The organism is Micromonospora sp. NPDC005298 (assembly GCF_040607375.1).
Classification (GTDB): domain Bacteria; phylum Actinomycetota; class Actinomycetes; order Mycobacteriales; family Micromonosporaceae; genus Micromonospora.
In genome coordinates this window covers 135,478-159,497 of the sequence record NZ_JBEXGP010000007.1, presented here as the reverse complement: position 1 = coordinate 159,497, position 24,020 = coordinate 135,478, and the positions used below count along the sequence as shown (strand labels likewise).

Here is a 24,020-nt window from a genome sequence, read left to right as displayed (position 1 = left end):
CCGAGGACGGGAGCTCATGATGCGCCGGATCGCCGTCCTCGACGCGCCGACAAATCTCGGTCTCCGGCCGCCGACTCCCACGTCGGTGCCGGGATGCGCCAAGGCGCCGGGGGCGCTGCGCGACCACGACCTGCTGGCCCGGCTACGCGCCCGCGACGCCGGCTGCATCACCCCACCCCGCTACGACCCGGGTGACTGGCGGCCCGGCGACGGGGTGTGTCACGCCCGGGAGATCGCCGACTACTCGCTGGCCCTCGCCGAACGGATCGGCTCGATCATCGACCGGGGCGAGTTCCCGGTGGTGCTGGGTGGCGACTGCTCGGTGCTGCTCGGCTCGGCGCTTGCCATGCACCGCCTCGGCGAGGCCGTCGGCGGGCGGATCGGCCTGGTCTTCGTGGACGGGCACTCCGACTTCCGGCACCCGGGCAACGCCTCCTACGTGGGTGCCGCCGCCGGTGAGGACCTGGCCCTGGTCACCGGGCGCGGGCAGGCCGACCTGGCCGCCCTCGAGGGCCGCCGACCCTACTTCCGGGACATCGACGTCGTGGTGCTCGGCATCCGCGCCCAGGACGAGTACCGGCTCGACCTCCAGGCGGCGGGGATCACCACCCGGCCGGTCCCGGCGCTGCGCGCCGAGGGCGCCGCCCGTACGGCCCAGTGGGCGCACGAGCAGCTCGCCGACTGCGCGGGCTACTGGGTGCACATCGACGTGGACGTGCTCGACCCGGCGGTGATGCCCGCCGTGGACGCCCCCGACCCGGGTGGCATCGCCTTCGCCGAACTGGAGATCCTGCTCGCCGGCCTGGTCGACACCCCGCACTGCCTCGGCGTCGAGCTGACCGTCTTCGACCCCGACTACGACCCGGACGGCTCGTACGCCGCCGAGATCGTCAACACGGTGGTCGCTGGTCTGGCACCGGTCACCGCCCCGGAGGCGGTGCCGCCGCGCCTCCTGCCGGCCCGGCCAGCGCCCGCCCCCCGACGCGACACCGGCCGCACCACGCTCGCCGCCGAGCGGCCCGGGACGCCGCGACCCGCAGCCGGGGACCAGCAGGACGACCTGGGCGACCCGGCGACTGTGCGAAACGGCGCCGACACCGTCGGCCGGCCGCTGGCCGGCGTGCCCGCGCCGACCGACCAGCCCGGCCCCGGTACGCCAACGGACAGTGAGTCGCCAGGTGACCTCGGGACGGCGAATGTCCCCGCGCCGGTCCATTCCGCGTCGGCTGGCGCCCCGGTCGAACCGGAACCGGTGGGCCCACCCGCGTCGGCCGGCCCCGGCCTGCTACGCCGCCCTTCGCCCCCCAACGCCGATCACTCCAGACCCGCCTAGACCGACGGGTCCAGCGGGGCCGTCGCCGAGGCGGCGACTCATCTGACGTCGGCCACCAACCTCGGTAGCGTCGCTCGGATTGTGAGCGCGGCCAGGTTTCCCGCAGCCCTGTCGGGCGATCTGCGCAACCGGTAGTCGGTCGGTCAGCGCGGCAGCGAGCGCAGCGCCTCCACCACGGCGTCGGGCGCCCGCAGCGGCACGAAGTGGTCGGCGCCGGGTAGTCGCACGAGGCGGCAGCCGGGAATGCGCCGCGCGGCCTCGACACAGGACGGGACGAACGACGGGCGTTCGAGATCGCCGAGCAGCAGCACGCACGGAGTGGCAACGTCCTCCAGCCGGGACCACGCGTCGCCGTCATCGACGAAGGTGTCGCCCCAGTTGAGCCAGAACCGGACCGCCGAACGCAGCAGATCGACGACGAGCGGGTCGCGGCCGGCCCGGGCCCACCGGGCGACACCCTGCTCGACGAAGGTCTCCGGGTCGGCGCTGTCCGACTCGTCGTCGGGATCGTGGGAGGGCGGGGCGCCGGAAATGCCGGGACATGCCAGCACCATCCCGCGAACCCGATCCGGCTCGGCGAGGGCGAGGTCGAGCGCCGTACCGCCGCCCATGCTGCAACCGACGAACACCGCCGGCCCGACGCCGAGCCGGTCAAGCACCCGACGCAGGTCGTCCAACCGGGAGAAGGGCCCGGTCGGCGGAGCGGAGCGGCCGAAGCCCCGCACGTCGTACCGGATCAGCCGGTGCTGCCCGGCGAGCCGCTCCCAGACGGGGTTCCAGATGCGGGAATCGCCCACGCCCGGGTGCAGTAGCACGACCGGCGGCAGGCCGCCCCCGGTGTCCTCGGCCCAGACGTACCCGTCCCCCACATTGATCAACTCCCCCATGGCGAGAGCCTCCCACACGGGCGGCGTTCAAGCGCGGGGATATCGACTCGAGAGTTCACCCCGCCGAAGGGAGCTGGTCAGGGGGTGGGGAGGGCGCGGAGGAAACGCTCGGCGATCGGGACGGCTGAGGCGGTGCTAGCGCCGCCCTTCTCCACGAAGACGGCGAACGCGACATCACCCCGCCAGCCCACGAACCAGGCGTGCGTGTGGGCCGGGTTGTTGTCGTACTCGGCGGTGCCGGTCTTGCCGTACACCTCGCCGCCCGGCACGTCCCTGAGCGCGGTGCCGGTGCCGGTGGTCACCACCTCGCGCATCATGGTGCGCAGCGCCGAGACGGACTCCGGCTTGAGCTGTTCCCCGGCCGGGGCCGGCTTGGCCGGCGCGGGATCGACAAGCAGTTGCGGCTGCTCGAACCGGCCGCGCGCGACTGCCGCGGTGGCACCTGCCATGGCCAGCGGACTGACAATTGTGGTGCCCTGCCCGAACGAGGCTGCGGCCTGCTCGGCGGGGCTCCCGCCGGTCGACACCTTGCCGGTGAACGCGTCGACGCCGAGGTCCCACTGACCCTCCAGGCCCAGCGTACGGCCGGCGGCGGCCAGCCCGTCGCCGCCCAACTTCGGGGCCAGCGTGGCGAACGCGGTGTTGCAGGACTTGGCGAAATCGGTGCGGAACGGCACCGAGCCCAACTCGAAGTTGTCCGAGTTCTTGAAGGACCGGCCGTCGACGGTGACCGTCTTCTTGCAGTCCACCGGCCCGTCGAGGGTGACCGCGCCCCGGTCCAGCAGGCCGAGCGCGCTCACCACCTTGAACGTGGAACCGGGCGGCACCTGCGCGTTGAAGGCCAGGTTCTCGCCGGCCGGCCCGGGACCGTTCGCCACGGCGAGCACCGAGCCGTCGGTGATCCGTACCGCCACCAGCGCGGAGCGGCGCGCCTCGGGACGCAGCGCGGAGTCGGCGGCGTTCTGGGCGGCCACGTCCAGGGTCGTCTTGAGCGCCTGCCCGGCCTGGGGCTCGCGGCGGAACAACTCGGTGCCGGTGGGCTCCAGTTTGCCGCCCTCGGCGGGACGCTCGACCACCACGGTCAGGCCGGGGTTGCCGCGCAGCCGCTCGTCGTACCGGCCCTGCAACCCGCCATGTCCGACCAGGTCACCGACCACGTACCGGTCGGGATGCGCGGCCAGGTCGTCGGCCTGCGCCGGGTCGACCGAGCCGAGCAGCGCGCGGGCGAACTCCCGGGTCGGCGCCAGGTCGAGTTTGTCGGTGACGAACTTGGTGCCGGGCAGGTCGTAGATCCGGGGCTTGATCTGGCGGTAGGCCTCCTCGCGGAGGGTCACCACCTCGACGAAGTCGCCCGGCTCGGCCTTGGCCACCCGCTCGGGCAGGTCGGCCAGGTCGACCGCCGGGACCAGCGCCGGGCGGATCGCCTTGAAGGCCCCGTCGAGGTCCTTCACCAGCTTCTTGATGTCGGCGACCCCGTCGGGCTGCACGCCCACCCGGACCACCGGACGGGGGGCGACAATCGGCTGCCCGGCGGCGTCCAGCACCCCGGCCCGAGGGGCGGCCTCCCGGCGCAACCCCAGCCGGTCGCCCTTGGTGAGCTGTTCGTGAACGACACGGGGCTCCCAGATCACCTGCCACTGGTCGTCGTCGCCCTGGGCGAGCCGCAGCTCCCGGTCGTACGCCCAACGGGTCTGACCGGGCAGGGTCCACTCCACCTGCACCGTCGCCGTCGCGATGTCCTTGGTGACCTTCGGGTCGCCGCGGCGGGTCAGTTTGGGCGGGGTGCCCGCCAACTCGCCGGAGAGTTCCTTGATCTCGCGGCTCACGTCACCCGCCGGGACCTTGTTGCCGGTGGGGTCGACCAGCCCGACCGCCTGGAGATCGCCGCTGCGCCAGCCGCTGAGGAAGGCGTCGACGGTGCGCTGCGGCCCGTCCTCGCCGGAGCAGGCGGCCAGGATGCCGGCGGTGAGCAGCGCCGCTGTGGCGGCGGCCAGCCGCCGGCGCGCGGGGTTCGGTCGGTGGGGCCGGGGGTACGACAGGAGCATGACGCGAGGTCCTTCCGATCTCGGGCTGCCCTGCACGGTAGTACGAGAAGGCTGTCCCCAACGTCCCGTGATGTGGTCCGACGTGCGGAAAGACGGACCGCGCCGGTGTGATGAACATCGCGTGGCGGGGTATCCGCCAACCGGCCAACCTCGGACCCGCAACGGGTGAAAGGACAGAGTCCCGATCCGGACGTCTGGCCAGTGGTCCGCCGACGAACGCGCAGAACGGCAGGCCTAGGCTTGGCGGCAGAGTGACCCACAACGCGGTGGGTCGAGGGGAGTGGCACCGATGGACCGGCGTCCGGCGATCAAACCGGAACCCGACCTCCGGCAGGATGACTCCGGCCGGGACGACGACAGCTTCGATTCCGCGACCGACGGGGACGGCTACGGCCGACTCGACTCGGGCGTCACCGGCCTCACCGGGTCGAGCATCGACACCATCTACGATCTGGGCCTGCCGACCGAGGCGTTGGCCGACGACGTGGAGGACGCCGAACTCGACGAACCGGTGCCGAACGCGGAGCGCCTGGTGGCCCAGGCTGTCGCGCTCGCCGGGGACGACCACGACGCGGCGACCCTGGTGGGTCGTTTCTGGCGGTTCGCCCCGGACGAGGAGCTGGTCGGTTTCACGGCGGAGGAGATGCTCGACGCGGCCCGGGCACACCGGGACCTCGCCCAGCAGCGGGTCCCCGGCGAGCTGAAGCTGCGGATCCACGAACCGCACGCGGACCAGCACCACACGGTCGTCGAGATCGTCACCGACGACATGCCGTTCCTGGTCGACTCGGTGACCGCGCTGCTCAACTCGTACCACCTGGACGTGCACCTGCTGGTGCACCCGCTGGTGGTGGTCCGCCGCGAGCCGCTGGGCCGGCTCACCGAGGTCTCCGCCGATGTGGAGCCGGACGACGCGATCGCCGGCGACATCATCGAGAGCTGGATGCGGATCGAGATCGACCCGGTCCGCGACGCGGCCGAGCGGGACCGGCTGCGCCGTGAGCTGCAACGGGTGCTCACCGACGTGCGCGAGGCGGTGGAGGACTGGCCGAAGATGCGCCAGCGTGCCCTCGCGCTCGCCGACGAGCTGGCCTCGGCCCGCACCTCCGACAACCGTCCGCCGGTGCCGGAGAAGGACATCACCGACTCGGTGGAGCTGCTGCGGTGGCTCGCCCACGACCACTTCACCTTCCTCGGCTACCGCGAGTACCGGCTGGTGGACGCTCCGGGTGGGGACGCCACCGACCCGGTCGACGGCAAGGCGTTGGAGGCGGTGCTCGGCACCGGCCTGGGCATCCTGCGCTCGGACTCGCCGGAGGCCCGGTCGCTGTCCTCGATGACGTCCGAGGCGCACGAGAAGGTGCTGGAGAAGCGCCTGCTCATCATCACCAAGGCCAACTCGCGGGCCACCGTGCACCGCTCGGCGTACCTGGACTACATCGGCTTCAAGATCTTCAACGAGGTCGGCGAGGTGATCGGCGAACGGCGCTTCCTGGGCCTGTTCTCCACCGCCGCGTACCGCACCAGCGTGCGCGAGCTTCCGGTGGTGCGCCGCAAGGTGGCCGAGGTGCTGGACCGCTCCGGCCTGAGCCGGCGCAGCCACTCCGGCAAGGACCTGATCCAGATCCTGGAGACCTACCCGCGCGACGAGCTGTTCCAGATCAAGACCGACGACCTGTACCACGCGGTGATCGGTGTGCTGCGGATGGCCGGTCGCCGGCAGCTGCGGGTGTTCCTGCGCCGCGACGCGTACGGACGCTTCATCTCCTGCCTCATCTACCTGCCCCGGGACCGGTTCACCACGCAGAACCGGCTGCGCATGCAGGACATTCTGCTGCGTGAGCTGAACGGTGTCGGGGTGGACTACACCACCCGGGTCACCGAGTCGATGCTCGCCCGGATCCACTTCATCGTCCGTACCGACCCCACCCGGCCGCCCGGCGACATCGACGCCGACCTGCTGGCCGAGGAGTTGGCCGACGCCACCCGCCTCTGGGACGACGACTACCGGCTGGTGCTGGAGCGCAAGCTCGGCGACGAGCAGGCCAAGCACCTGTTCACCAGGTACGCCGACGCGTTCCCCGAGGGCTACAAGGACGGGCACACGCCGTACGAGGCGATGAAGGACCTGGCGAAGCTGGAGCTGCTGGAGGAGCCCGGCCAGCTGGAGATGCACCTGTTCCGCAAGCAGCTCGCGCCCCGGCCGGGCACACGGGCACCCGGAGCGGACCTGGCCGAGACGATGAACGTCCGGTTCAAGGTCTACCGGTACGGCGAACCGATGATGCTCTCCGCCGTGCTGCCGGTGCTGCACTCGCTCGGTGTCCGGGTGGTCGACGAGCACCCGTACGAGGTGGACCGGATCGACGGTCGGGTCTACCTGTACGACTTCGGCCTGATGTTGCCCGAGGGGCACCAGGAGCTGTCCGAGGTGCGCCCGCACGTGGAGAACGCGTTCGCGGCGGCGTGGCGTGGCGAGGCCGAGGTGGACCGGTTCAACGAGCTGGTGCTGCGCGGCGGTCTCACCTGGCGGCAGGTGGTGGTGCTGCGGGCGTACGCGAAGTACCTGCGGCAGGCCGGCACGGTCTTCTCGCAGGACTACATGGAGCAGACCTTCATCGCGTACCCGAAGATCGCCGGTCTGCTGGTGGAGCTGTTCGAGATCCGGTTCGCGCCGGGCGAGATGAGCGCCGAGCAGCGTCAGCAGCGCAGCGGCGAGCTGGTGGAGACCATCCGGGCGGCGCTCGACGACGTGGCGAGCCTTGACCAGGACCGGATCCTGCGCTCGTACCTGACGCTCATCGAGGCGACCCTGCGGACCAGCTTCTACCAGAGGCGTGCCGACGGGCGGCCGAAGGCGTACGTGGCGTTCAAGCTCGACCCGCAGGCCATTCCGGACCTGCCGGCGCCCCGACCGAAGTTCGAGATCTTCGTGTACTCGCCCCGGTTCGAGGGTGTGCACCTGCGGTTCGGGCCGGTGGCCCGGGGCGGGTTGCGCTGGTCCGACCGTCGGGAGGACTTCCGGACCGAGGTGCTGGGCCTGGTCAAGGCGCAGATGGTGAAGAACACGGTGATCGTGCCGGTGGGCGCCAAGGGCGGCTTCGTGCTGAAGCAGAAGCCGGGGGACCGGGACGAGGCGGTCGCCTGCTACCAGGAGTTCGTCGGCGCGATGCTCGACGTCACCGACAACATCGTCAGCGGGCAGATCGTGCCGCCCGAGGACGTGGTGCGGCACGACGGCGACGACCCGTACCTGGTGGTGGCGGCCGACAAGGGCACCGCGACGTTCTCCGACATCGCCAACGAGATCTCCAAGAACCACAACTTCTGGATGGGCGACGCGTTCGCCTCCGGTGGTTCGGCCGGGTACGACCACAAGAAGATGGGCATCACCGCCCGGGGCGCCTGGGAGTCGGTGAAGCGGCACTTCCGGGAGCTGGGTCTGGACACCCAGGCCGAGGACTTCACAGTGGTCGGCGTCGGCGACATGTCCGGTGACGTGTTCGGCAACGGGATGCTGCTGTCCGAGCACATCCGGTTGGTGGCCGCGTTCGACCACCGGCACATCTTCCTCGACCCGGACCCGGACGCGGCCACCTCGTACACCGAGCGGCGGCGGCTGTTCGACCTGCCCCGTTCCTCCTGGGAGGACTACAACCCGGAGCTGATCTCGGCCGGGGGTGGCATCTTCCCGCGTACCGCCAAGTCCATCCCGATCACGCCGCAGGTCCGGGCGGCGATCGGCCTGGACGACGACGTCACGCAGCTCTCACCGCAGGAGCTGATGAAGGCGATCGTCACCGCGCCTGTCGACCTGTTCTGGAACGGCGGCATCGGCACCTACGTCAAGGCGTCCACCCAGACCAACGCCGAGGTGGGCGACAAGTCGAACGACGCGATCCGGGTGGACGGGCGCAGCCTGCGCTGTCGGGTGGCGGGCGAGGGCGGCAACCTGGGCTGGACCCAGCTCGGCCGGATCGAGTACGCGTTGACGGGTGGCCGGATCTACACCGACTTCATCGACAACGCGGCCGGGGTGGACACCTCCGACCACGAGGTGAACATCAAGATCCTGCTGAACACCGCGGTGGCCGACGGTGAGCTGACCACGGCCGAGCGGGACGAGCTGCTGGCCGGCATGACCGACGAGGTCGCGGAGCTGGTGCTGCGGGACAACTACGACCAGGCGCGGGCGATCAACAACGCCCAGGCCCAGGCCGCCTCGCTGCTGCCGGTGCACCGGCGGATGATCAACGAGCTGGAACGTTCCGGCGCGTTGGACCGCTCGCTGGAGGCGCTGCCGCCGGACGAGGAGCTGGCGGTCCGCAGCGAGTCGGGCCTGACCGCGCCGGAGTTCGCGGTGCTGCTCGCGTACGTGAAGATCGTCCTGGAGCGGGAGATCCTCACCGACGGGCTGGCCGACGAGGAGTGGACGACCGAGGTGCTGGTCAACTACTTCCCGACGCCGATGCGCGAACGGTTCGCCGACCGGATGGGCCGGCACCGCCTGCGCCGGGACATCGTCACCACCGTGCTGGTCAACGAGGCGATCAACCGGGGCGGCATCTCGTTCGTGTTCCGGGTCGTCGAGGAGACCGCGGCCAGCGCGGCCGACGTGATCCGGGCGTACGTGGTGGTCCGTGAGGTGTTCGGGCTGCGGGACGTCTGGGACGCCGTCGAGGCCCTGGACAACAAGGTCTCGCCGGAGCTGCAGACCAGCGTCTACCTGGACACCCGTCGACTGCTGGACCGCGCGGTGCGGTGGCTGGTCACCAACCGGCGTTCGCCCATCGACGTGCCGACCGAGATCGCCCGCCTGCGTGACGGCGTGGCCCGCCTGCTGCCGGGGCTGGAGGAGCTGTTCTACGGCAGCGAACGGGAGGGCATCGCGGCGCACATCGACTCGATGACCGAGCGTGGGCTGCCCCGCGAGCTGGCCGAACGCGCGACCCGGCTGATGTACAGCTTCGGCCTGCTGGACGTGGTGGAGACCGCGACCCGCAGCGGTCGGGACGTCGGCGAGGTGGCCCCGGTCTACTTCGTGCTGTCCGACCTGTTCCGGGTGGACTCGCTGCTGTCGAAGATCTCCCTGCTGCCCAGGGAGGACCGCTGGCAGACCCTGGCCCGGATGGCGCTGCGCTACGACCTGTACGCCGCGCTTGCCGCGCTCACCGCCGAGGTGCTCGACTCCACGCCGGAGAACCTGCCGCCGCACGAACGGGTGCAGCAGTGGGAGCAGTCGAACGCCACGTCGATCCACCGCGCCCAACGGGCGATGGGGGAGTTCGACGAGTCGCGGGCCGACCTCGCCGCACTGTCCGTGCTGCTGCGCCAGATCCGCACGCTGGTGCGGACCTCCGCGGCGGCCTGATCCGGTACGCCGCACACGGTCCGGCCGGTCGGGTTCACCCCGACCGGCCGGACCGTTTCGTGTGGGCGGCTCACCCCACCAGGGTGGCGAAGACGACGACGTTGTCCGGGTAGCTCCGGACCGCCTCGTCGAACTGGCCGCCACAGGTGACGACCCGCAGGCCGGGCCGGTCGTTCGGCCCGTACACCAACTCGGTGGGGAAGGCCGTCTTCGGGTACGACTTCACCGAGTCGACCTGGAAGGTGGCCGGCTGGCCGTCGGCCCGCCGTACGGTGATCGTGTCGCCCGGGGTGAGGGCACCCAGGTCGAAGAAGACGGCCGGGCCGAGCTTCGCCGAGTCGACGTGCCCGACGATGACCGCGTTGCCGGTCTCGCCGGGGCTCGCCCCCGGCTCGTACCAGCCGGCCTTGTCGGCCTGTTCCAACGGGGGGACCTGGACGGTGCCGTCCGGGTTGGTGCCCAGCGACATGATCGTCGCGTTGACGCCGATCCGGGGGATCTCGATGGTGGTGGGTGCCGACCGCGCCAGTGAGGGCGCGGCGTCCCCCTGCGCCGGGGGCGCCTCGTCGAGCGGCGGTACGGCGGTAGCGGTGTCCGCCGGTCCGGTGACCTCGGGGCCGACCTGGGACTGTGGCTGCGGTGGGCGGGGAGCGGGTGTGGTCTTCAGAGCCGCGCCGATCATGCCGGCCCCGATCATGGCGACGGTGACGACGACGGCCGCGCCGGCGGCACGCCACGGTCTCCCGTGACGGCCGCCGGCCCGTGTCGTCGTCACGTCAGACGAGCGAACCATCGGTCCGCCGACGACGCATCAGCACGATCCCGCCCAGCGCGGCAGCGCCGAGCAGGCTCGCCCCACCGGTGGCCAGGCCCCGGTCGGTGCCGGTGCTGACGCCACCGTCACCGCCGTCGACACCACCGTGCGGCAGCACGACCAGCTCGCCCTCGCCGCACGAGCCCTTGAGCTCGTAGCGACCCGGCTTGGCGTCACGGTCGACCTTGGCCTCGCCGTAGTAGACGAACTCCCGCTCACGCTCCCAGCCCTTGTCCGAGCCGTACTCGTCGGAGTCCTTGTTCTCCCAGCCCTTGTCGGAGCCGTACTCGTCGGAGCCGCGCTCGTCCGAGCCGTACTCGTCGTGGCCCTTGTTCTCCCAGCCCTTGTCCGAGCCGTACTTGTCGGAGCCGCGCTCGTCCGAGCCGTACTCGTCGGAGTCCTTGTTCTCCCAGCCCTTGTCCGAGCCGTACTCGTCGGAGCCCTTGTTCTCCCAGCCCTTGTCCGAGCCGCGCTCGTCCGAGCCGTACTCGTCGTGGCCCTTGGACTCCCAGTCCTTCTTGTCCTGGTCCTTGGAGTCCCAGTCCTTCTTGTCCTCGCGGCCCTTGTCGCCGTGGCTGGCGTCGGCGTCCTGGCCGTGCTCCTCGCCCTTCCAGTCCTTGCTGCCTTCGCTGCCCTCGTCCTCGTCCTCGTAGGCGTCGGCGGCAGCGCCACCGCCCTGACCACCGGGCTGGGCACCGTCGGCGGGCGGCTGCGGCTTGTCCTCGCCGTTCTCGCCGTTCTCGCCCTTGCCGTTCTCGTCCTTGCCCTCTTGGTCCTTGCCCTTGTCGTCCTTGCCGTGCTCGTCCTTGCCCTTGTCGTCCTTGCCGTGCTCGTCCTTGCCCTCGTGGTCCTTGCCGTTCTCGTCCTTGCCCTTGTCGTGGTCCGAGGAGTTCTCCTCCTCGCGCCACTCGCCGCGGTCCTCACCCCGGTCGTCGCCTGCCGGCTTGAGCTTGACCTTGCCGGTGACCTTGGACCACACGTACGCGTGCTCCTGCCGATCCGGGCAGATCTCAAGGAGCTTGACCTCTTCGCCAGCCTTGACGACGTGCGGCTTGGCGTAGACCTTGCCGTCACGGTCGTTGCCGCTGTCGTGGTGCCCGTCCGCGAACGCGATTCCCGGCGTGAACACCAGGAGCGAGGCGCCGCCGAGCGCTGCGCCCGCAACGACCTTCCCGAGCATCTTCTTAGCCATGACCTGCGTCACTCCATCCCTGTTGTCCTGAGCCCGGCGACAACCGAGCTAAGACCGACGTTAGACCGTTTCATAACCTATGAAGGGAAAGATTCGCGTTTTGACCTTTACTGCTGGTAAGAGGTGAAGGGGTGGTACGCGGCTTTCACCGCCCTGCCGTACCCGCAGCGCCAGCGGCGTCCTGCTCGTGCCGCACGGGGCCGCTCGGGGGTATCGTCCAGTTCCTCCGCGTCGACGCATCGAGCCATTGCCATGGAAGCGCTCCCATGCAAGAATCGGCGCACGCGGTTGGGGGAGCCACACCGCACAGGCAGCCACCGTCGAGGGCATCCGGTCCGCCGGACGACGTTCTGCCGCAGACCGTCCGGCCACGTGCCGGTCGATCGCTCCACCACCAAACGCCCGTCCGGGTCGGGCACCCCCGAAAAATCCCGTTGGCGTCGGCGGCCGTCCGTGCAGGACGCCACCGAGCCGTCCCGCCGGGCCGTACGCGGGCCCGGTCTCGCCCAAGGAGATCAGTGGCATGAATGTGTGGAGAAGGTTGTCCGGCCCACGCCGGGCCCTCGCGCTCGCCGGCGCGGGTGCCCTGGTCGCCGGCGGGCTGGTGACGATCCCCGTCACGGCGGCGCAGGCCGCCACGCAGTGCGACATCGCCTACTCGTCGAACGACTGGCAGGGCGGTTTCACCGCGAACATCACCATCAAGAACCTCGGCGACCCGCTCAACGGCTGGTCGCTCGGCTGGACGTTCCCCAACTCCAGCCAGCGGGTGCAGCAGGGCTGGTCGGCCGAGTTCACCCAGTCCGGCAGCCAGGTCACCGCGCGGAGCCTGTCCTACAACGGCAGCCTCGCCACCGGCGCGTCGACGAGCATCGGCTTCAACGGCGCGTGGAGCGGCAGCAACCCGAAGCCGACCTCGTTCACCCTGAACGGCGTGGCCTGCAACGGTGGCACCACGCCGCCGACCACCCCGCCGCCGACGACGCCCCCGCCGACCACCCCACCCCCGACCACGCCCCCGCCCACCACCCCGCCGCCCACCACCCCGCCCCCGGGGACGAAGGTGGACAACCCGTACGCCGGAGTGCGCGGCTACGTGAACCCGGAGTGGAAGGCCAAGGCTGACGCCGAGCCCGGCGGAAGCAGGGTCTCCAACAACCCCACCGCCGTCTGGCTGGACCGGATCGCCGCCATCAACGGCACGCCGAACAGCAGCTCGAACGGCGCGTTCGGGGTGCGGGAGCACCTGGACGAGGCGCTGCGTCAGGGCGCCGGCTACATCCAGTTCGTGATCTACAACCTGCCCGGCCGGGACTGCTCGGCGCTCGCCTCGAACGGTGAGCTGGGCCCGGACGAACTGCCGCGCTACAAGGCCGAGTACATCGACCCGATCGCCGCGATCCAGTCCGACGCGAAGTACCGGAACCTGCGGATCATCAACGTCATCGAGATCGACTCGCTGCCGAACCTGGTGACCAACACGTCCGGTCAGGCCGGCGGCACGGTCATGTGTGACACGGTCAAGGCCAACGGCGCGTACGTGAACGGCGTCGGCTACGCCCTCGCCAAGCTGGGCGCGATCGGCAACGTCTACAACTACATCGACGCCGGGCACCACGGCTGGCTCGGTTGGGACAGCAACTTCGGCCCGACCGCCGACATCCTGAAGACCGCCGCGGTCGCCTCCGGCAGCACCGTCAACAACGTGCACGGCTTCATCACCAACACCGCCAACTACTCGGCGCTCACGGAGCCGTACTTCAAGGTCACCGACACCGTGAACGGCCAGACGGTGCGGCAGTCCAAGTGGGTCGACTGGAACTTCTACGTCGACGAGCTTTCCTTCGCCCAGGCGTTCCGGAACAAGCTGGTCTCGGTCGGCTTCAACTCCAACATCGGCATGCTGATCGACACCTCCCGCAACGGTTGGGGCGGCTCCGCCCGGCCCACCGGCCCGGGTGCGACGACCAGCGTGGACACCTACGTCAACGGTGGCCGGATCGACCGCCGGGCCCACGCCGGCAACTGGTGCAACCAGGCTGGTGCCGGTCTCGGTGAGCGGCCCCGGGCCAACCCGGCGACCGGTATCGACGCCTACGTCTGGGTGAAGCCCCCGGGTGAGTCGGACGGCTCCAGCTCGGAGATCCCGAACAACGAGGGCAAGGGCTTCGACCGGATGTGCGACCCGACGTACGGCGGCAACGCCCGCAACGGCAACAACCCGACCGGCGCACTGCCGAACGCCCCGATCTCCGGTGCGTGGTTCTCGGCCCAGTTCCAGGAGCTCATGCGCAACGCGTACCCGGCGCTCTGACCGGATCGCTTCCACACCAACCCGCCGCCGGCAGTAGGTGAGGCACTGCCGGCGGCAGGTTCCCCGGGGTCCCCGGTCCGACCGTCACAGGTCGGGTCGGGGACCCCACCCCTGTCGCACCCCGGGTCAGGGCACGGTGCGTTCGATCGCCGCCCGGCCCTGCTCGGCCAGGTCGCGGCGCGCCTTGTCCAGGTTCTCCGGGGTGAGGTCCTGCCCACGGGCCATCACCAGGTCCTCCGGCTCCCACGGCTGCTCGGCGCCGGTGCGGATGTTGTCACCGCCGGCCCCGGTGCCCGTTCCGGTCGCACCGGTCCCCGCGGCGTACGGGTCACCGATCAGGTCGTCGGTGTCCGGTGCGAGGTCCCCCGACCGGTTGCGGGGCTCGGCGAAGGCCGGGGTGTCCCGGTCCGGGCCGCCCCCACCGCTCAACTGCGGGACGGTGCTGTCGTCGTCCACCGCCGAGGCCATCTCCGGGCTCTCCTCCAGCGGCGGTCGGCGGTCACGATCGGTCATGGTGTCGCCTCCTGTGTCCGGCGCGGTGCGGTATCCCCCTCGGCTACCCGGTGGGCGGACGGCCATGCGCGCGGGGAGGACGGTCAGCTGCCGGGTTCCCGCTCGTTGGGGGCCGGCGGCTCCGCCGGACGCAGCCACTGCCAGAGCAGCATGAGCAGCCCGAAGGCGAGCATCGTCAACCCCGCCCACAGGTTGATCCGTACTCCCTGGGCCTTGTCGATCTCGGCCCGGCTGTCGAAGACGCCGATCAACGTGACGATGACCCCGTACGCCACGAAGAGCCCACCGATCACCCGGCGGATGTCGAACAGCCGGGCCGCGGCGGAGCGGCGCTGCTCGGCCTGCGTCTCGTCGATCAGCGGGTCCTGCGCCGGCTGGCCGTCGTTGCTCATCTGCCGACTCCTTTCCTAGAAGACCGGGATGTAGAAGAGGGCCGCCAACGCGACCGCGACCAGGCCGAGCAGGACGGGGGAGCGGTACCAGGCGGCGTCCCCGGCGAGCACGTCGCCCTTCAGGTCGATGCCGCCCATGCCGTAGACCAGCCCGCGCAGCTCCTCGTCGCGCTTGGGGGCGGTGAGCGGGGTGATGATCGCGGCGACCACCACCGCCGTGACGAACGCGAGACCGGCGCCCCAGAAGCTCTCCTCCAGGTCGGAGTTGAAGTCGACCACGCCGCCCTTGTAGAGCAGGTAGAGGCTCAGCGACACGAGGGTGCCCAGCAGCAGCGACCAGAAGCCGGCCAGGGCGGTCATCCGCTTCCAGAACATGCCGATGATGAACGTGGCGAACAGCGGCGCGTTGAAGACGGAGAAGAGCGCCTGGATGTAGTTCATGATGTTGCTGAATCCGGCCGCGATGAACGCGGTGCCGATACCGATCACCACGGCGGCGACCGTCGCCCACCGGCCGATCCGCAGGTAGTACTCGTCCGACCGGTCACGACGGATGTACGCCTGCCAGATGTCGTAGGTGAAGACCGTGTTGAAGCCGCTCACGTTGGCGGCCATGCCGGCCATGAACGAGGCGAGCAGACCGGTGACCGCCACCCCGAGTACACCGTTGGGGAGCAGGTCGCGCATCAGCAGCGGGATCGCGTTGTTGTACTGCAGGTCGCCGCTCTCCGCGCCCAGACCCTTGACCGTCACCAGGGCCACCAGGCCGGGGATCACCGTGACCAGCGGGATGAACAGCTTCGGGTACGCGGCGATGATCGGCGTACGCCGCGCGGCGCTCATGTTCTTCGCCGACAGTGCCCGCTGCACCTCGGCGAAGTTCGTCGTCCAGTAGCCGAACGACAGCACGAAGCCGAGGCCGAACACGATGCCGATCCACTGCGCGCCGAGCGGGTTGGCGGTGCTGCCGGTGTCCTGCCAGGCGTGCAGGCCCGCCTCGCCGAGCTTGGAGTCGCGTACGGCGTCCATGAGCCCGCTCACGCCACCGACCTTGACCAGGCCGATCACGGTGACCGGGATCAGACCGGCCAGGATGACGAAGAACTGCAGCACCTCGTTGTAGATCGCTCCGGACAGACCACCGATGGTGATGTACGCCAGCACGATCGCCGCGCCCACCACGATCGCCGTCCAGAGCGGCCAGCCGAGCAGCGCCTGCATCACCAGGGCCAGCGCGTACAGGTTCACACCGGCGATCAGCACCTGGGCGACGGCGAAGCTGAGCGCGTTGAGCAGGTGCGTGGGGCGGTTGAACCGCAGCCGCAGGTACTCCGGCACGCTGCGGACCTTGGAGCCGTAGTAGAAGGGCATCATCACGATGCCCAGGAACACCATCGCCGGCACCGCGCCGATCCAGTAGTAGTGGACCGTCATCACGCCGTACTGGGCGCCGTTCGCGGCCATACCGATGATCTCCAGCGCGCCCAGGTTCGCTGAGACGAAGGCGAGACCCGTCACCCAGGCCGGCAGGGAGCGGCCGGAGAGGAAGAAGTCGACGCTGGTCCTGATCGCCCGGCGGGCCGCGAAGCCCACGCCGAGGACGGTGACGAAGTACAGCGCCAGAATCAGGTAGTCCAGCCCGTTCATGTTGAGCCGAAGGCCGTCGCCGTCCATCCCGTCACCCCTCGTACCGACGTCGTCACCGGTAACCGCGCGCGCCCTATTACCCCGTACGCGCGATTTCACGCCTGCTCGGCCGATCTGGTGGGTTCGGGCCCGCTCGGGCGATCTCGTCCGGTGGACAGCAGGAAGCGCCCCGGCCGTCGTGGCCGGGGCGCTCCGTGGTCGTCCTGACTCAGCGGCCCAGGACCCGGTCCAGGAAGTCGCGGTAGTTACGGACCGCCATCCGCAGCTGCTCGGTGTCCGCCGAGCCGGCGTCCTGCCAGCCGCCCAGCGTGGTCTTCTGCGCCGCCAGCGCCGAGGAGAGAGCCTGGATGGCCTCCTCCACCAGCGCCTGCGCCTCGCCGGCCGCCGCGTGCGGGTCGTCGACGAAACGCAGCTGCACGTCGCGCCAGCGGTCCCGGAAGCCCTGCGCGGAGTCCGCGTCGAGGAGCGTCGCCGGTTCCGCCGCGACCGTCGACCCGGCGGGGCGCGACGTCCCGGCCGACTCCAGCGACGTGCCGTTGTCACCGGTGGTGACCGGTACGACGTCGGCGTCCGGGTCGACCATCTCGGGTGCGGCGCTGCCGAAGCCGGCCGCGCCCACGGTGGCCGCGCCGGTGCGGTCCGCGTCGGTGCGGTCGGCGTAATCGTCGTCGACGTCGGTGCGGTCGGTGCGGTCCACGTCGGCGTCGTCGACGTCGGTCCGGTCGGTGTAGTCGACGTCGGAGTCCACGTCGGCGTCGCGGCGGTGCAGTTCGGCGGTCGGGTCGGCCCGCAGGCCCTCACGCTCGCCGTCCTCGGCGCCGTCGCCCGGCTCGGCGGTCCGCTCGGCCCGGGGGTCCGGCTGGTCCTGCGGACGCGGGCTGGCCAGCGCGGACGCGGCCACCGCGTCAGCCACCGTGGTGGCACCGAACGCGGTCGGCAGGGGCCCCGGCTCGTGGAACTCGCCCTCGTCGGTGGAGCGGTCGTTCGCGCCGGGGGCGTGGCGTCCGTCCTCGGTCAGCTCGTCGTCGGCGCGGTCGTCGTTGACGCGGTCGTCGTCGGCCCACTCGTCGTTGGCACGATCGTCGTCGGCGCGGTCGGTTACGCCGTCCCGGTCGGTGGCGTCGGTCGTCTGGCGGTCGGCGGTGGGATCGTCGAACGTGTCCCGCTCGTCCAGAGCGTCCTCGGGCAGACCGTCGTGGCCGGCTCGGTCACCGGACGGGGGGACCGGAACCGGCGCGGAACGCACGGCCTCCGGGTGGTCGTTGCTCACCTGGTGCTCGTCCTGGCGCATCGGTGGCCTCCTCAGCGGCTCGTGGCGTCGTGTGGGGTGTCGGGGTGGCGCTGTTCGGGCGTGTGCTGGTCGGGCGTGCGCTGACCGGTCGGCTCCGTACCGAGCAGGTCGGTGAAGAGCTCCCGGTAGTGCACGACCGCCTGGCGCAGCTCCTCGGTGCTCGCCTCACCCCGCGAGTTGCGCAGGTGGATCTCGTGCGCGTCCCGGTAGTTGGTCAGGGTGCGGGCGTGCTCGACGGAGAGGTGGGCGATCTGGTCGGAGAAGTCCCCGGTCGGGTAGCCCTGCTCCTCGATGAGTCGGGTGACGAGTTCGTCCGCGTCGCCCACGGTGTCACCGGGGGAGTCGATGAAGCGGACCTGAAGTTCCTCCCAGGCGGCGGCGTACCGGGCCCGGGACTCGGGGGTGAGTGGGGTGAGCGTCAGCTCGGCGTGCCGGCGTTCCCGGTCGCGCAGCTCGCGCTCCGCGGCGGACCGGCTGTCCTGCTCGGCCACCACCCGGTCGTACTCCGGTCCGAAACGGTCGCGCAGTGCGCGGCGGCGGCCCAGCGAACGGACGGCCACGGCCAGCGCCGCGACGACCACCAGCACGACGAGCACGATGACGATTATCTGCGTGGACGACATGGGCTCCTCCTTCGTCACCTCGTATTCCCTCGGTGCACTGATCACCAATCCCGATCCGGGGCACTTTCCTTCGTCGGACCCGTGTCCGCTGTCCGGAAATCGCCCTCACGTCCCCTGATGGCGGATCCCGGCTCCCCGGGAGGGCGGAACGTGACGCAGGTCAGGGACCGCGCCCGGATGGACCGACGAGCGTCCGGGGACGGTCGGCGACGAGCCGGCGTCGACGCGACGAGCGCTGCGGCCCGCGAGGTCGGCCACTGTCGACCCGCCGAATTCCGGAGCGTGGAGGTCGGGGCGACGGGCGGTAGTGCAAAGGGCGTTGATTACGTATCCTGCCCAAGGCGCCCGCGCCGGTGTCCGGCGTCACCGTCGGGCGGCGGTCGGCCGGTGCGTTGCCCGGCGGTGCCGGCGCCCCTCCTGCCACCCCTTACGGGCGAGGTCTGATGAGAACCCGCGACTGGCCGATCCGCTCGAAGCTGACCGCACTCGTGGTCGCGCCGGTGACCGCGCTGCTGGCCCTGTGGATCTTCGCGACGACGTTGACCTTCGGTCCCGCCCTGGACCTGCTCTCCGCCCGCACCCTGCTGTACGACCTGGGCCGCCCCGGCGAGGCCGTGGTCACCGAGCTGCAACGCGAACGCCGACTCTCGGTGGTGCAGCTCGCCGGCACCAGCGACCTGCCGGCCCTTGCCGAGCAGCGTCAGCGCACCGACCGGGCGGTCGCCGAACTGCGCCGCCGGGTCGACGGGGAGCCGCTGCGCGACGCCGCCGACGACCTGCTGGAGGACCGCGTCGACCGGCTGGTCACCGCCCTGGCGGCCCTGCCGAGCGGCCGGGACTTCATCGACGACCGCATGATGGACCGCGCCGGCGCGATCGGTCTGTACAGCGGCATGGTCTCGGCGGCCTTCCAGGCGTTCTCCGCGATGGCGAACCTGACCGACCCCGGCATCAATCGGCAGGCGCTGGCGCTCACCGCGCTGGGCCGTTCCCGGGAACTGCTCGGCCAGACCGACGCCATGCTGGCCGGTGTGCTGACCGCCGGCCGGTTCGCCGAGGGTGAGCACGCCCAGCTCGTGCAGGCCATCGGCAACCAGCGGTGGCTCACCGAGAGCGCGGTGGCCGACCTGCCCGAGGCCGGGCGCGTCGCGTACCAGCGGCTGACCGAGAGCCCGGCGTTCACCAGCCTGCGCGCCATGCAGGAGGCGCTGGTCGCGGCCAACCGGACCGGCCGGCCGCCGGTGGACGCGGCGTCGTGGCAGGAGAGCCATGACGCCGTACAGCAGCAGTTGCGTGACTTCGAGCTGGCCGAGGCCGACCGTCTCACCGACCGTTCGGTGCCGATGGCGGTCGGGATCCTGGTCCGGCTGGCCGCAGCCGGTGTGCTCGGTCTCGCGGCGGTGGTGGTGTCGGTGCTGGTGGCGGTGCGGGTCGGCCGCACCCTGGTCCGGCGCCTCAGCGGTGTCCGCACCGCGGCGCTGGAGCTGGCCGAGCACCGGCTGCCGGACGTCGTGGCCCGGCTGCGTCGCGGCGAGCAGGTCGACGTGGCCCGGGAGGCGCCCCCGCTGGAGTACGGCAACGACGAGATCGGCGAGGTCGGGCGGGCCTTCACCGAGGTGCAGCGAACGGCCGTCCAGGCGGCGGTGGACGAGGTCGCCCTGCGCCGCGGGCTCAACGAGGTCTTCCTCAACATCGCCCGCCGCAGCCAGGGCCTGGTGCACCGGCAGCTGCACCTGCTGGACCGCATGGAGCGCCGCGCCGAGGACCCGGACGAGCTGGCCGAGCTGTTCCAGGTCGACCACCTGGCCACCCGCCTCCGCAGGCACGCCGAGGACCTGGTGATCCTCGCCGGCTCCGCGCCCGGCCGGGGGTGGCGCAACCCGGTCGCGATGGTCGACCTGATCCGGGGCGCCACCTCCGAGGTCGAGGCGTACGAGCGGGTGGACATCACCGCCGTGCAGCCGGCCGGCGTGCTGGGCCGGGCCGTCGGCGACGTCATCCACCTGCTCGCCGAGCTGGTCGAGAACGCGACCGCGTTCTCCCCGCCGGACACCCGGGTCACCGTCGCGGGGGAGCAGGTGTCCAACGGGTACGCCCTGGAGATCACCGACCGGGGTCTGGGGATGTCCGCCGCCGCGCTGGAGAGCGCCAACACCCGGCTGGCCAGCTCGCCGGAGTTCGACCCGGCGCAGAGCGCCCGACTCGGCCTGTTCGTGGTGGCCCGCCTGGCGGCCCGGCACGGGGTGCGGGTGAGCCTGCGTCCGTCCGGGGATGGCGGTGTGACGGCTGTGGTGCTGCTCCCCGCCGACCTGATCACGACCGAGCCGCCGGCCGGTCCCGACCCGGGCACGCTGGGCGCCGCGCCAGCCGGCCCGGACCGGCGCCTGACCCGAACCGCCCATCGCGGCGGTGTTCCGCGTCCCCGGGCCGGCCGTACCCGGACGATCACCGCCGACGCCGCGCCGGCCGACGCCGTACCGGCCCCGTCAGGGAACGGACCGCGGGCCGGGGAGACGTCGGCGCCGGCCGGTGACGAGCTGGACGGCCTGCCCCGCCGGGTACGTCGGCCGGCGCCCGCGACCCGGGCGCGCTCGACCGTCACCGACACCCCGTCGCCCCGCTCGCCGGAGGAGGTACGCCAGGTGATGGCCGCCCTCCAGGCCGGCACCGCCCGGGGTCGTGCCACCGTCGTTCCCCCGGCGGCGACGCCGACGCCGGCTCCCGCCTCCACGCCGTCGGGTGTGGACACGCCCACCGTCGCGGCGAACCCCACCACCCCGGCGGCTCCGGCCGGCCGGGCGAATCCCGCCGAACGGGTCGGCGACGATCCGACCGGCCGGGTCAGTGACGATCCGACCGGCCGGGTCGGCGACGATCCGACCGGCCGGGTCGGCGACGATCCGACCCGGGGGACGGCCGCCGAGCCGGTCACCTCCGCGGTGCCGGCCCCCGAATCCCCGCCCGCGACTGAGAGGGACGCCTAGTGCCGCATTCGACGAAGCAGAGCGGCAGCCTCGACTGGCTGCTCGACGAGTTGGTGGAACGGGTCCCGGCCGCCCGGGAAGCCGTGGTGCTCTCGGCGGACGGGTTGCTGCTCGGCTCCTCGGCCGAGTTGGAACGCTCCGACGCCGAACACCTGTGCGCCCTCGCCGCCGGGTTCTCCAGCCTCGCGCGGGGGGCCAGCCGGCACGTCGACGGCGGTCCGGTGCGGCAGACGGTGGTGGAGATGGAGTCGGCGTACCTCTTCGTCACCGCCGCCGGGCAGGGCACGTGCCTGGCCGTGGTGAGCGACGCGGACGCGGACATCGGTCTGGTCGCGTACGAGATGGCGATGCTGGTCATCCGGGTGGGAGAGAACCTCACCGCGCCGGCCCGACCGTCGGCGGGTGCCGGTGACGTGGGCTGAGCCGCCCGGCCCTCAGCACGAGTGGCTGGACGGTGACGCCGGGCCGGTGGCGCGCCCGTACACCATCACCGGCGGCCGGGTGCGGTCCGCGGCCGACGGGTTCGACCTGGTCGCGTTCGTGCTGGCCGCCTCGGACCTCGACCGGACGGCCCATCCCCGGCTGCTCCCGGAGCACCGGCGGCTGGTCGCGCTCGCCCGCCAGCCGGTGTCGGTGGCCGAGTTGGCGGCCGAGTTGGATCTCGCGGTCGGGGTCGTCCGGGTGCTGCTCGGTGACCTCATCGCCCAGGGCCTGGTAGCGGTGCACGAGCCGCCGGCGGCCGGCAACCTTCCCGACGACGACATTCTCAAGGCGGTGGTCAGTGGACGCCGTGCACTTTGACCAGGCGGGTTCCACCGCCACCATCCCACTGGCACTGAAGATCCTCATTGCCGGTGGCTTCGGGGCCGGCAAGACGACCCTGGTCAGCGCCCTGAGCGAGGTCCGCCCCCTGCAGACCGAGGAGGTGCTGACCGGCGCGGGGATCGGCACCGACGACATCTCCGGCGTGGAGGGGAAATCGACGACCACGGTGGCGATGGACTTCGGCCGGATCACCATCAACGAGGACCTGCAGGTCTACCTGTTCGGCACCCCGGGCCAGGACCGGTTCTGGTTCCTCTGGGACGAGCTGGCCTTCGGAGCGCTCGGCGCGGTGGTGCTCGCCGACACCCGTCGGCTCGCCGACTGCTTCCCCTCCATCGACTACTTCGAGCAGCGGGGCATCCCGTTCGTGGTGGGCGTGAACTGCTTCGACGACGCCCGCCGGTTCAACCTGGAGACCGTACGCCGGGCGCTCGACCTGGATCCGGACGTGCCGATGGTGCTCTGCGACGCCCGGGACCGGCAGTCCGGCAAGATGGTGTTGATCTCTCTGGTGGAGCACGTGGCCCGTCAGCGTGGCGAGCCGGTGCCGACCGCCTGAGCCACGCGCGTCAACCCCGGATCGGCGTCGGTGCGATGTCGACGGCGCCGATCCGGGTGCCGCAAAGCCGGTTAACGCGCGGGTTTCGCGGGCAGCCTCTGGTTGGATCGACGAAGAGTGCCGGCGGAGGGGCGAGACGTGAGTGCGCAGAGCGAGGTCGTCCACATCGGGGGTTACACCGCGCAGAGCGGCGGGCGGGGCAGCGGCATCGTCGCGGCACGCCGCGACCCGGTCACCGGGGAGCTGACCCCGCTCGGCACGGCCGCGGTCACCCCGTCCCCCTCCTTCCTGGTGCGGCACCCAACCCGGCCCGTGCTCTACGCGGTCAACGAGCTCAAGGACGGCGAGGTCAGCGCCTGGCGGGTCGGCGCGGACGGCGCGTTGGACCCGCTCGGCAGCCGGTCGACCGGCGGCGCGGAGCCCTGTCACCTGGCGGTGGTCCCCGACGGCGGTCACCTGGTGGTGGCCAACTACGGGGGCGGCAGCGTCGCGGTCTTCCCGCTCGACGCGCAGGGCGTCCCCGGCGAGCGCAGCGACCTGGTGGTGCACGAGGGGCACGGGCCGGACCCGGAGCGTCAGGAGCAGGCGCACACCCACATGGTCTCGCCGGGGTCGGGCCGGGGGCCGCTGCTCGCGGTGGACCTCGGCACGGACTCGGTCTACCGGTACGACCTGGACGCCGCGACCGGGCGGCTGGTGCCCCGCGCCCCCCGGGTACGCACGGCGCCCGGCACCGGACCTAGGCACCTGGCCCGGCACCCGGACGGCCGGCGGTGCTACCTCGTCGGTGAGCTGGACGGGTCGGTGACCGCGTACGAGCTGAGCGACGACGGCGCGTTGCACCAGCGCGCCCGGGTGGAGGCGAGCGAACGGCCGGGTCACGTCCAGCCGTCGGAGGTCGCCGTGGCCCCGGACGGTCGTTTCCTCTACGTCGCCAACCGGGGGGTGGGCACCCTCGCCGTCTTCGACCTCGCGGGGGACTCTCCCGAGCTGGTGGCGGAGGTGGACACCGACGGCGAGTGGCCCCGGCACTTCGCGCTGATCGGGGAGCACCTGTACGTGGCCGATGAGCGGGCGGACATGGTGCGCGTCTTCCGGCGGGACACCGACACCGGTGTCCCCGAACCGGTCGGCGAGCCGGTGCCGGTGCCCAGCCCGACGTGCGTGCTGCCGTGAACGTCGTGCCAGTTCGGCAACCCCCTGGGGCCGCCTCGTCACGCTGAGTCGTTA

The 24,020-nt window shown here is 71.6% G+C and carries 16 protein-coding genes and 1 pseudogene; 8 read left to right on the top strand and 9 right to left on the bottom strand.

Features of this window, described 5'->3' with window-relative positions; all coding sequences use genetic code 11:
- Nucleotides 1-16: 16 nt before the first annotated feature.
- The gene (locus ABZS77_RS15010; RefSeq protein WP_354822705.1) at nt 17-1,333 is read left to right on the top strand and encodes an arginase family protein; all 1,317 of its coding nucleotides are present in this window, start codon (nt 17-19) and stop codon (nt 1,331-1,333) included.
- 143 nt (nt 1,334-1,476) lie between these two features.
- On the opposite strand, the gene ABZS77_RS15005 is transcribed toward ABZS77_RS15010, so the two are convergent.
- The gene (locus ABZS77_RS15005) at nt 1,477-2,220 is read right to left on the bottom strand and encodes an alpha/beta hydrolase (protein ID WP_354822703.1); all 744 of its coding nucleotides are present in this window, start codon (nt 2,218-2,220) and stop codon (nt 1,477-1,479) included.
- A 77-nt stretch (nt 2,221-2,297) separates the two neighbouring features.
- The gene (locus ABZS77_RS15000) at nt 2,298-4,265 is read right to left on the bottom strand and encodes a penicillin-binding transpeptidase domain-containing protein (protein ID WP_354822701.1); all 1,968 of its coding nucleotides are present in this window, start codon (nt 4,263-4,265) and stop codon (nt 2,298-2,300) included.
- A gap of 289 nt (nt 4,266-4,554) precedes the next feature.
- On the opposite strand from ABZS77_RS15000, the gene ABZS77_RS14995 reads away from it, so the two are divergent.
- Nucleotides 4,555-9,636, top strand: a complete 5,082-nt coding sequence (locus ABZS77_RS14995; protein WP_354822699.1) for an NAD-glutamate dehydrogenase — start codon at nt 4,555-4,557, stop codon at nt 9,634-9,636.
- A gap of 70 nt (nt 9,637-9,706) precedes the next feature.
- On the opposite strand, the gene ABZS77_RS14990 is transcribed toward ABZS77_RS14995, so the two are convergent.
- Both ABZS77_RS14990 and ABZS77_RS14985 read right to left on the bottom strand, forming a co-directional pair.
- Nucleotides 9,707-10,411 carry a class F sortase gene (locus tag ABZS77_RS14990; protein WP_354822697.1) on the bottom strand — a complete coding sequence of 235 codons (705 nt, stop codon included), beginning with the start codon at nt 10,409-10,411 and terminating at the stop codon, nt 9,707-9,709.
- Nucleotide 10,412: 1 nt separating this feature from the next.
- Nucleotides 10,413-11,642: a hypothetical protein gene (locus ABZS77_RS14985; RefSeq protein ID WP_354822695.1), complete on the bottom strand. Its 1,230-nt coding sequence runs from the start codon at nt 11,640-11,642 to the stop codon at nt 10,413-10,415.
- Nucleotides 11,643-12,165: 523 nt separating this feature from the next.
- Between ABZS77_RS14985 and ABZS77_RS14980 the strand changes: the two genes are divergently transcribed.
- Nucleotides 12,166-13,956 (top strand): glycoside hydrolase family 6 protein, encoded by a 1,791-nt coding sequence (locus ABZS77_RS14980; RefSeq protein ID WP_354822693.1) that lies wholly within the window; start codon nt 12,166-12,168, stop codon nt 13,954-13,956.
- A gap of 126 nt (nt 13,957-14,082) precedes the next feature.
- Here ABZS77_RS14980 and ABZS77_RS14975 read toward each other — a convergent pair whose 3' ends face one another.
- The 5 genes and pseudogenes from ABZS77_RS14975 to ABZS77_RS14955 form a co-directional block, all read right to left on the bottom strand.
- The gene (locus tag ABZS77_RS14975; RefSeq protein ID WP_354822691.1) at nt 14,083-14,469 is read right to left on the bottom strand and encodes a hypothetical protein; all 387 of its coding nucleotides are present in this window, start codon (nt 14,467-14,469) and stop codon (nt 14,083-14,085) included.
- Nucleotides 14,470-14,552: 83 nt separating this feature from the next.
- Nucleotides 14,553-14,861 carry a hypothetical protein gene (locus tag ABZS77_RS14970; protein WP_354822689.1) on the bottom strand — a complete coding sequence of 103 codons (309 nt, stop codon included), beginning with the start codon at nt 14,859-14,861 and terminating at the stop codon, nt 14,553-14,555.
- Nucleotides 14,862-14,876: 15 nt separating this feature from the next.
- A complete protein-coding gene (locus tag ABZS77_RS14965; RefSeq protein WP_354822687.1) occupies nt 14,877-16,535 on the bottom strand; it encodes a sodium:solute symporter family protein in 1,659 nt (552 codons plus the stop codon).
- Between the two features lie 742 nt (nt 16,536-17,277).
- A pseudogene (locus ABZS77_RS14960) lies at nt 17,278-17,469 on the bottom strand (hypothetical protein); the annotation flags it as partial.
- A gap of 341 nt (nt 17,470-17,810) precedes the next feature.
- The gene (locus ABZS77_RS14955; RefSeq protein ID WP_354822685.1) at nt 17,811-18,422 is read right to left on the bottom strand and encodes a hypothetical protein; all 612 of its coding nucleotides are present in this window, start codon (nt 18,420-18,422) and stop codon (nt 17,811-17,813) included.
- Nucleotides 18,423-18,865: 443 nt separating this feature from the next.
- Between ABZS77_RS14955 and ABZS77_RS14950 the strand changes: the two genes are divergently transcribed.
- The 5 genes from ABZS77_RS14950 to ABZS77_RS14930 all read left to right on the top strand — a co-directional run bounded on the left by ABZS77_RS14950 (nt 18,866) and on the right by ABZS77_RS14930 (nt 23,966).
- Nucleotides 18,866-21,406 (top strand): nitrate- and nitrite sensing domain-containing protein, encoded by a 2,541-nt coding sequence (locus tag ABZS77_RS14950; RefSeq protein WP_354822683.1) that lies wholly within the window; start codon nt 18,866-18,868, stop codon nt 21,404-21,406.
- The gene (locus tag ABZS77_RS14945) at nt 21,406-21,828 is read left to right on the top strand and encodes a roadblock/LC7 domain-containing protein (RefSeq protein WP_354822681.1); all 423 of its coding nucleotides are present in this window, start codon (nt 21,406-21,408) and stop codon (nt 21,826-21,828) included. Before ABZS77_RS14950 ends, ABZS77_RS14945 begins: the two co-directional genes overlap by 1 nt.
- On the top strand, nt 21,815-22,207 hold the full coding sequence (locus tag ABZS77_RS14940) for a DUF742 domain-containing protein (protein ID WP_354822776.1): 393 nt from the start codon (nt 21,815-21,817) through the stop codon (nt 22,205-22,207). Before ABZS77_RS14945 ends, ABZS77_RS14940 begins: the two co-directional genes overlap by 14 nt.
- A complete protein-coding gene (locus ABZS77_RS14935) occupies nt 22,188-22,790 on the top strand; it encodes an ATP/GTP-binding protein (protein ID WP_354822680.1) in 603 nt (200 codons plus the stop codon). The genes ABZS77_RS14940 and ABZS77_RS14935 overlap by 20 nt, the downstream gene beginning before the upstream one ends.
- A 138-nt stretch (nt 22,791-22,928) precedes the next feature.
- On the top strand, nt 22,929-23,966 hold the full coding sequence (locus ABZS77_RS14930) for a lactonase family protein (RefSeq protein WP_354822678.1): 1,038 nt from the start codon (nt 22,929-22,931) through the stop codon (nt 23,964-23,966).
- Nucleotides 23,967-24,020: the final 54 nt, after the last annotated feature.

What these genes read in the sequence shown, in the direction of transcription:
- ABZS77_RS14980 (WP_354822693.1), top strand. Translation starts at nt 12,166, where the DNA reads ATGAATGTGTGGAGAAGGTTGTCCGGCCCACGCCGGGCCCTCGCGCTC.
- ABZS77_RS14950 (WP_354822683.1), top strand. Translation starts at nt 18,866, where the DNA reads ATGAGAACCCGCGACTGGCCGATCCGCTCGAAGCTGACCGCACTCGTG.
- ABZS77_RS14985 (WP_354822695.1), bottom strand. Translation starts at nt 11,642, where the DNA reads ATGGCTAAGAAGATGCTCGGGAAGGTCGTTGCGGGCGCAGCGCTCGGC.
- ABZS77_RS15010 (WP_354822705.1), top strand. Translation starts at nt 17, where the DNA reads ATGATGCGCCGGATCGCCGTCCTCGACGCGCCGACAAATCTCGGTCTC.
- ABZS77_RS14965 (WP_354822687.1), bottom strand. Translation starts at nt 16,535, where the DNA reads ATGGACGGCGACGGCCTTCGGCTCAACATGAACGGGCTGGACTACCTG.
- ABZS77_RS14995 (WP_354822699.1), top strand. Translation starts at nt 4,555, where the DNA reads ATGGACCGGCGTCCGGCGATCAAACCGGAACCCGACCTCCGGCAGGAT.
- ABZS77_RS14975 (WP_354822691.1), bottom strand. Translation starts at nt 14,469, where the DNA reads ATGACCGATCGTGACCGCCGACCGCCGCTGGAGGAGAGCCCGGAGATG.
- ABZS77_RS14955 (WP_354822685.1), bottom strand. Translation starts at nt 18,422, where the DNA reads ATGTCGTCCACGCAGATAATCGTCATCGTGCTCGTCGTGCTGGTGGTC.
- ABZS77_RS15000 (WP_354822701.1), bottom strand. Translation starts at nt 4,265, where the DNA reads ATGCTCCTGTCGTACCCCCGGCCCCACCGACCGAACCCCGCGCGCCGG.
- ABZS77_RS14970 (WP_354822689.1), bottom strand. Translation starts at nt 14,861, where the DNA reads ATGAGCAACGACGGCCAGCCGGCGCAGGACCCGCTGATCGACGAGACG.
- ABZS77_RS15005 (WP_354822703.1), bottom strand. Translation starts at nt 2,220, where the DNA reads ATGGGGGAGTTGATCAATGTGGGGGACGGGTACGTCTGGGCCGAGGAC.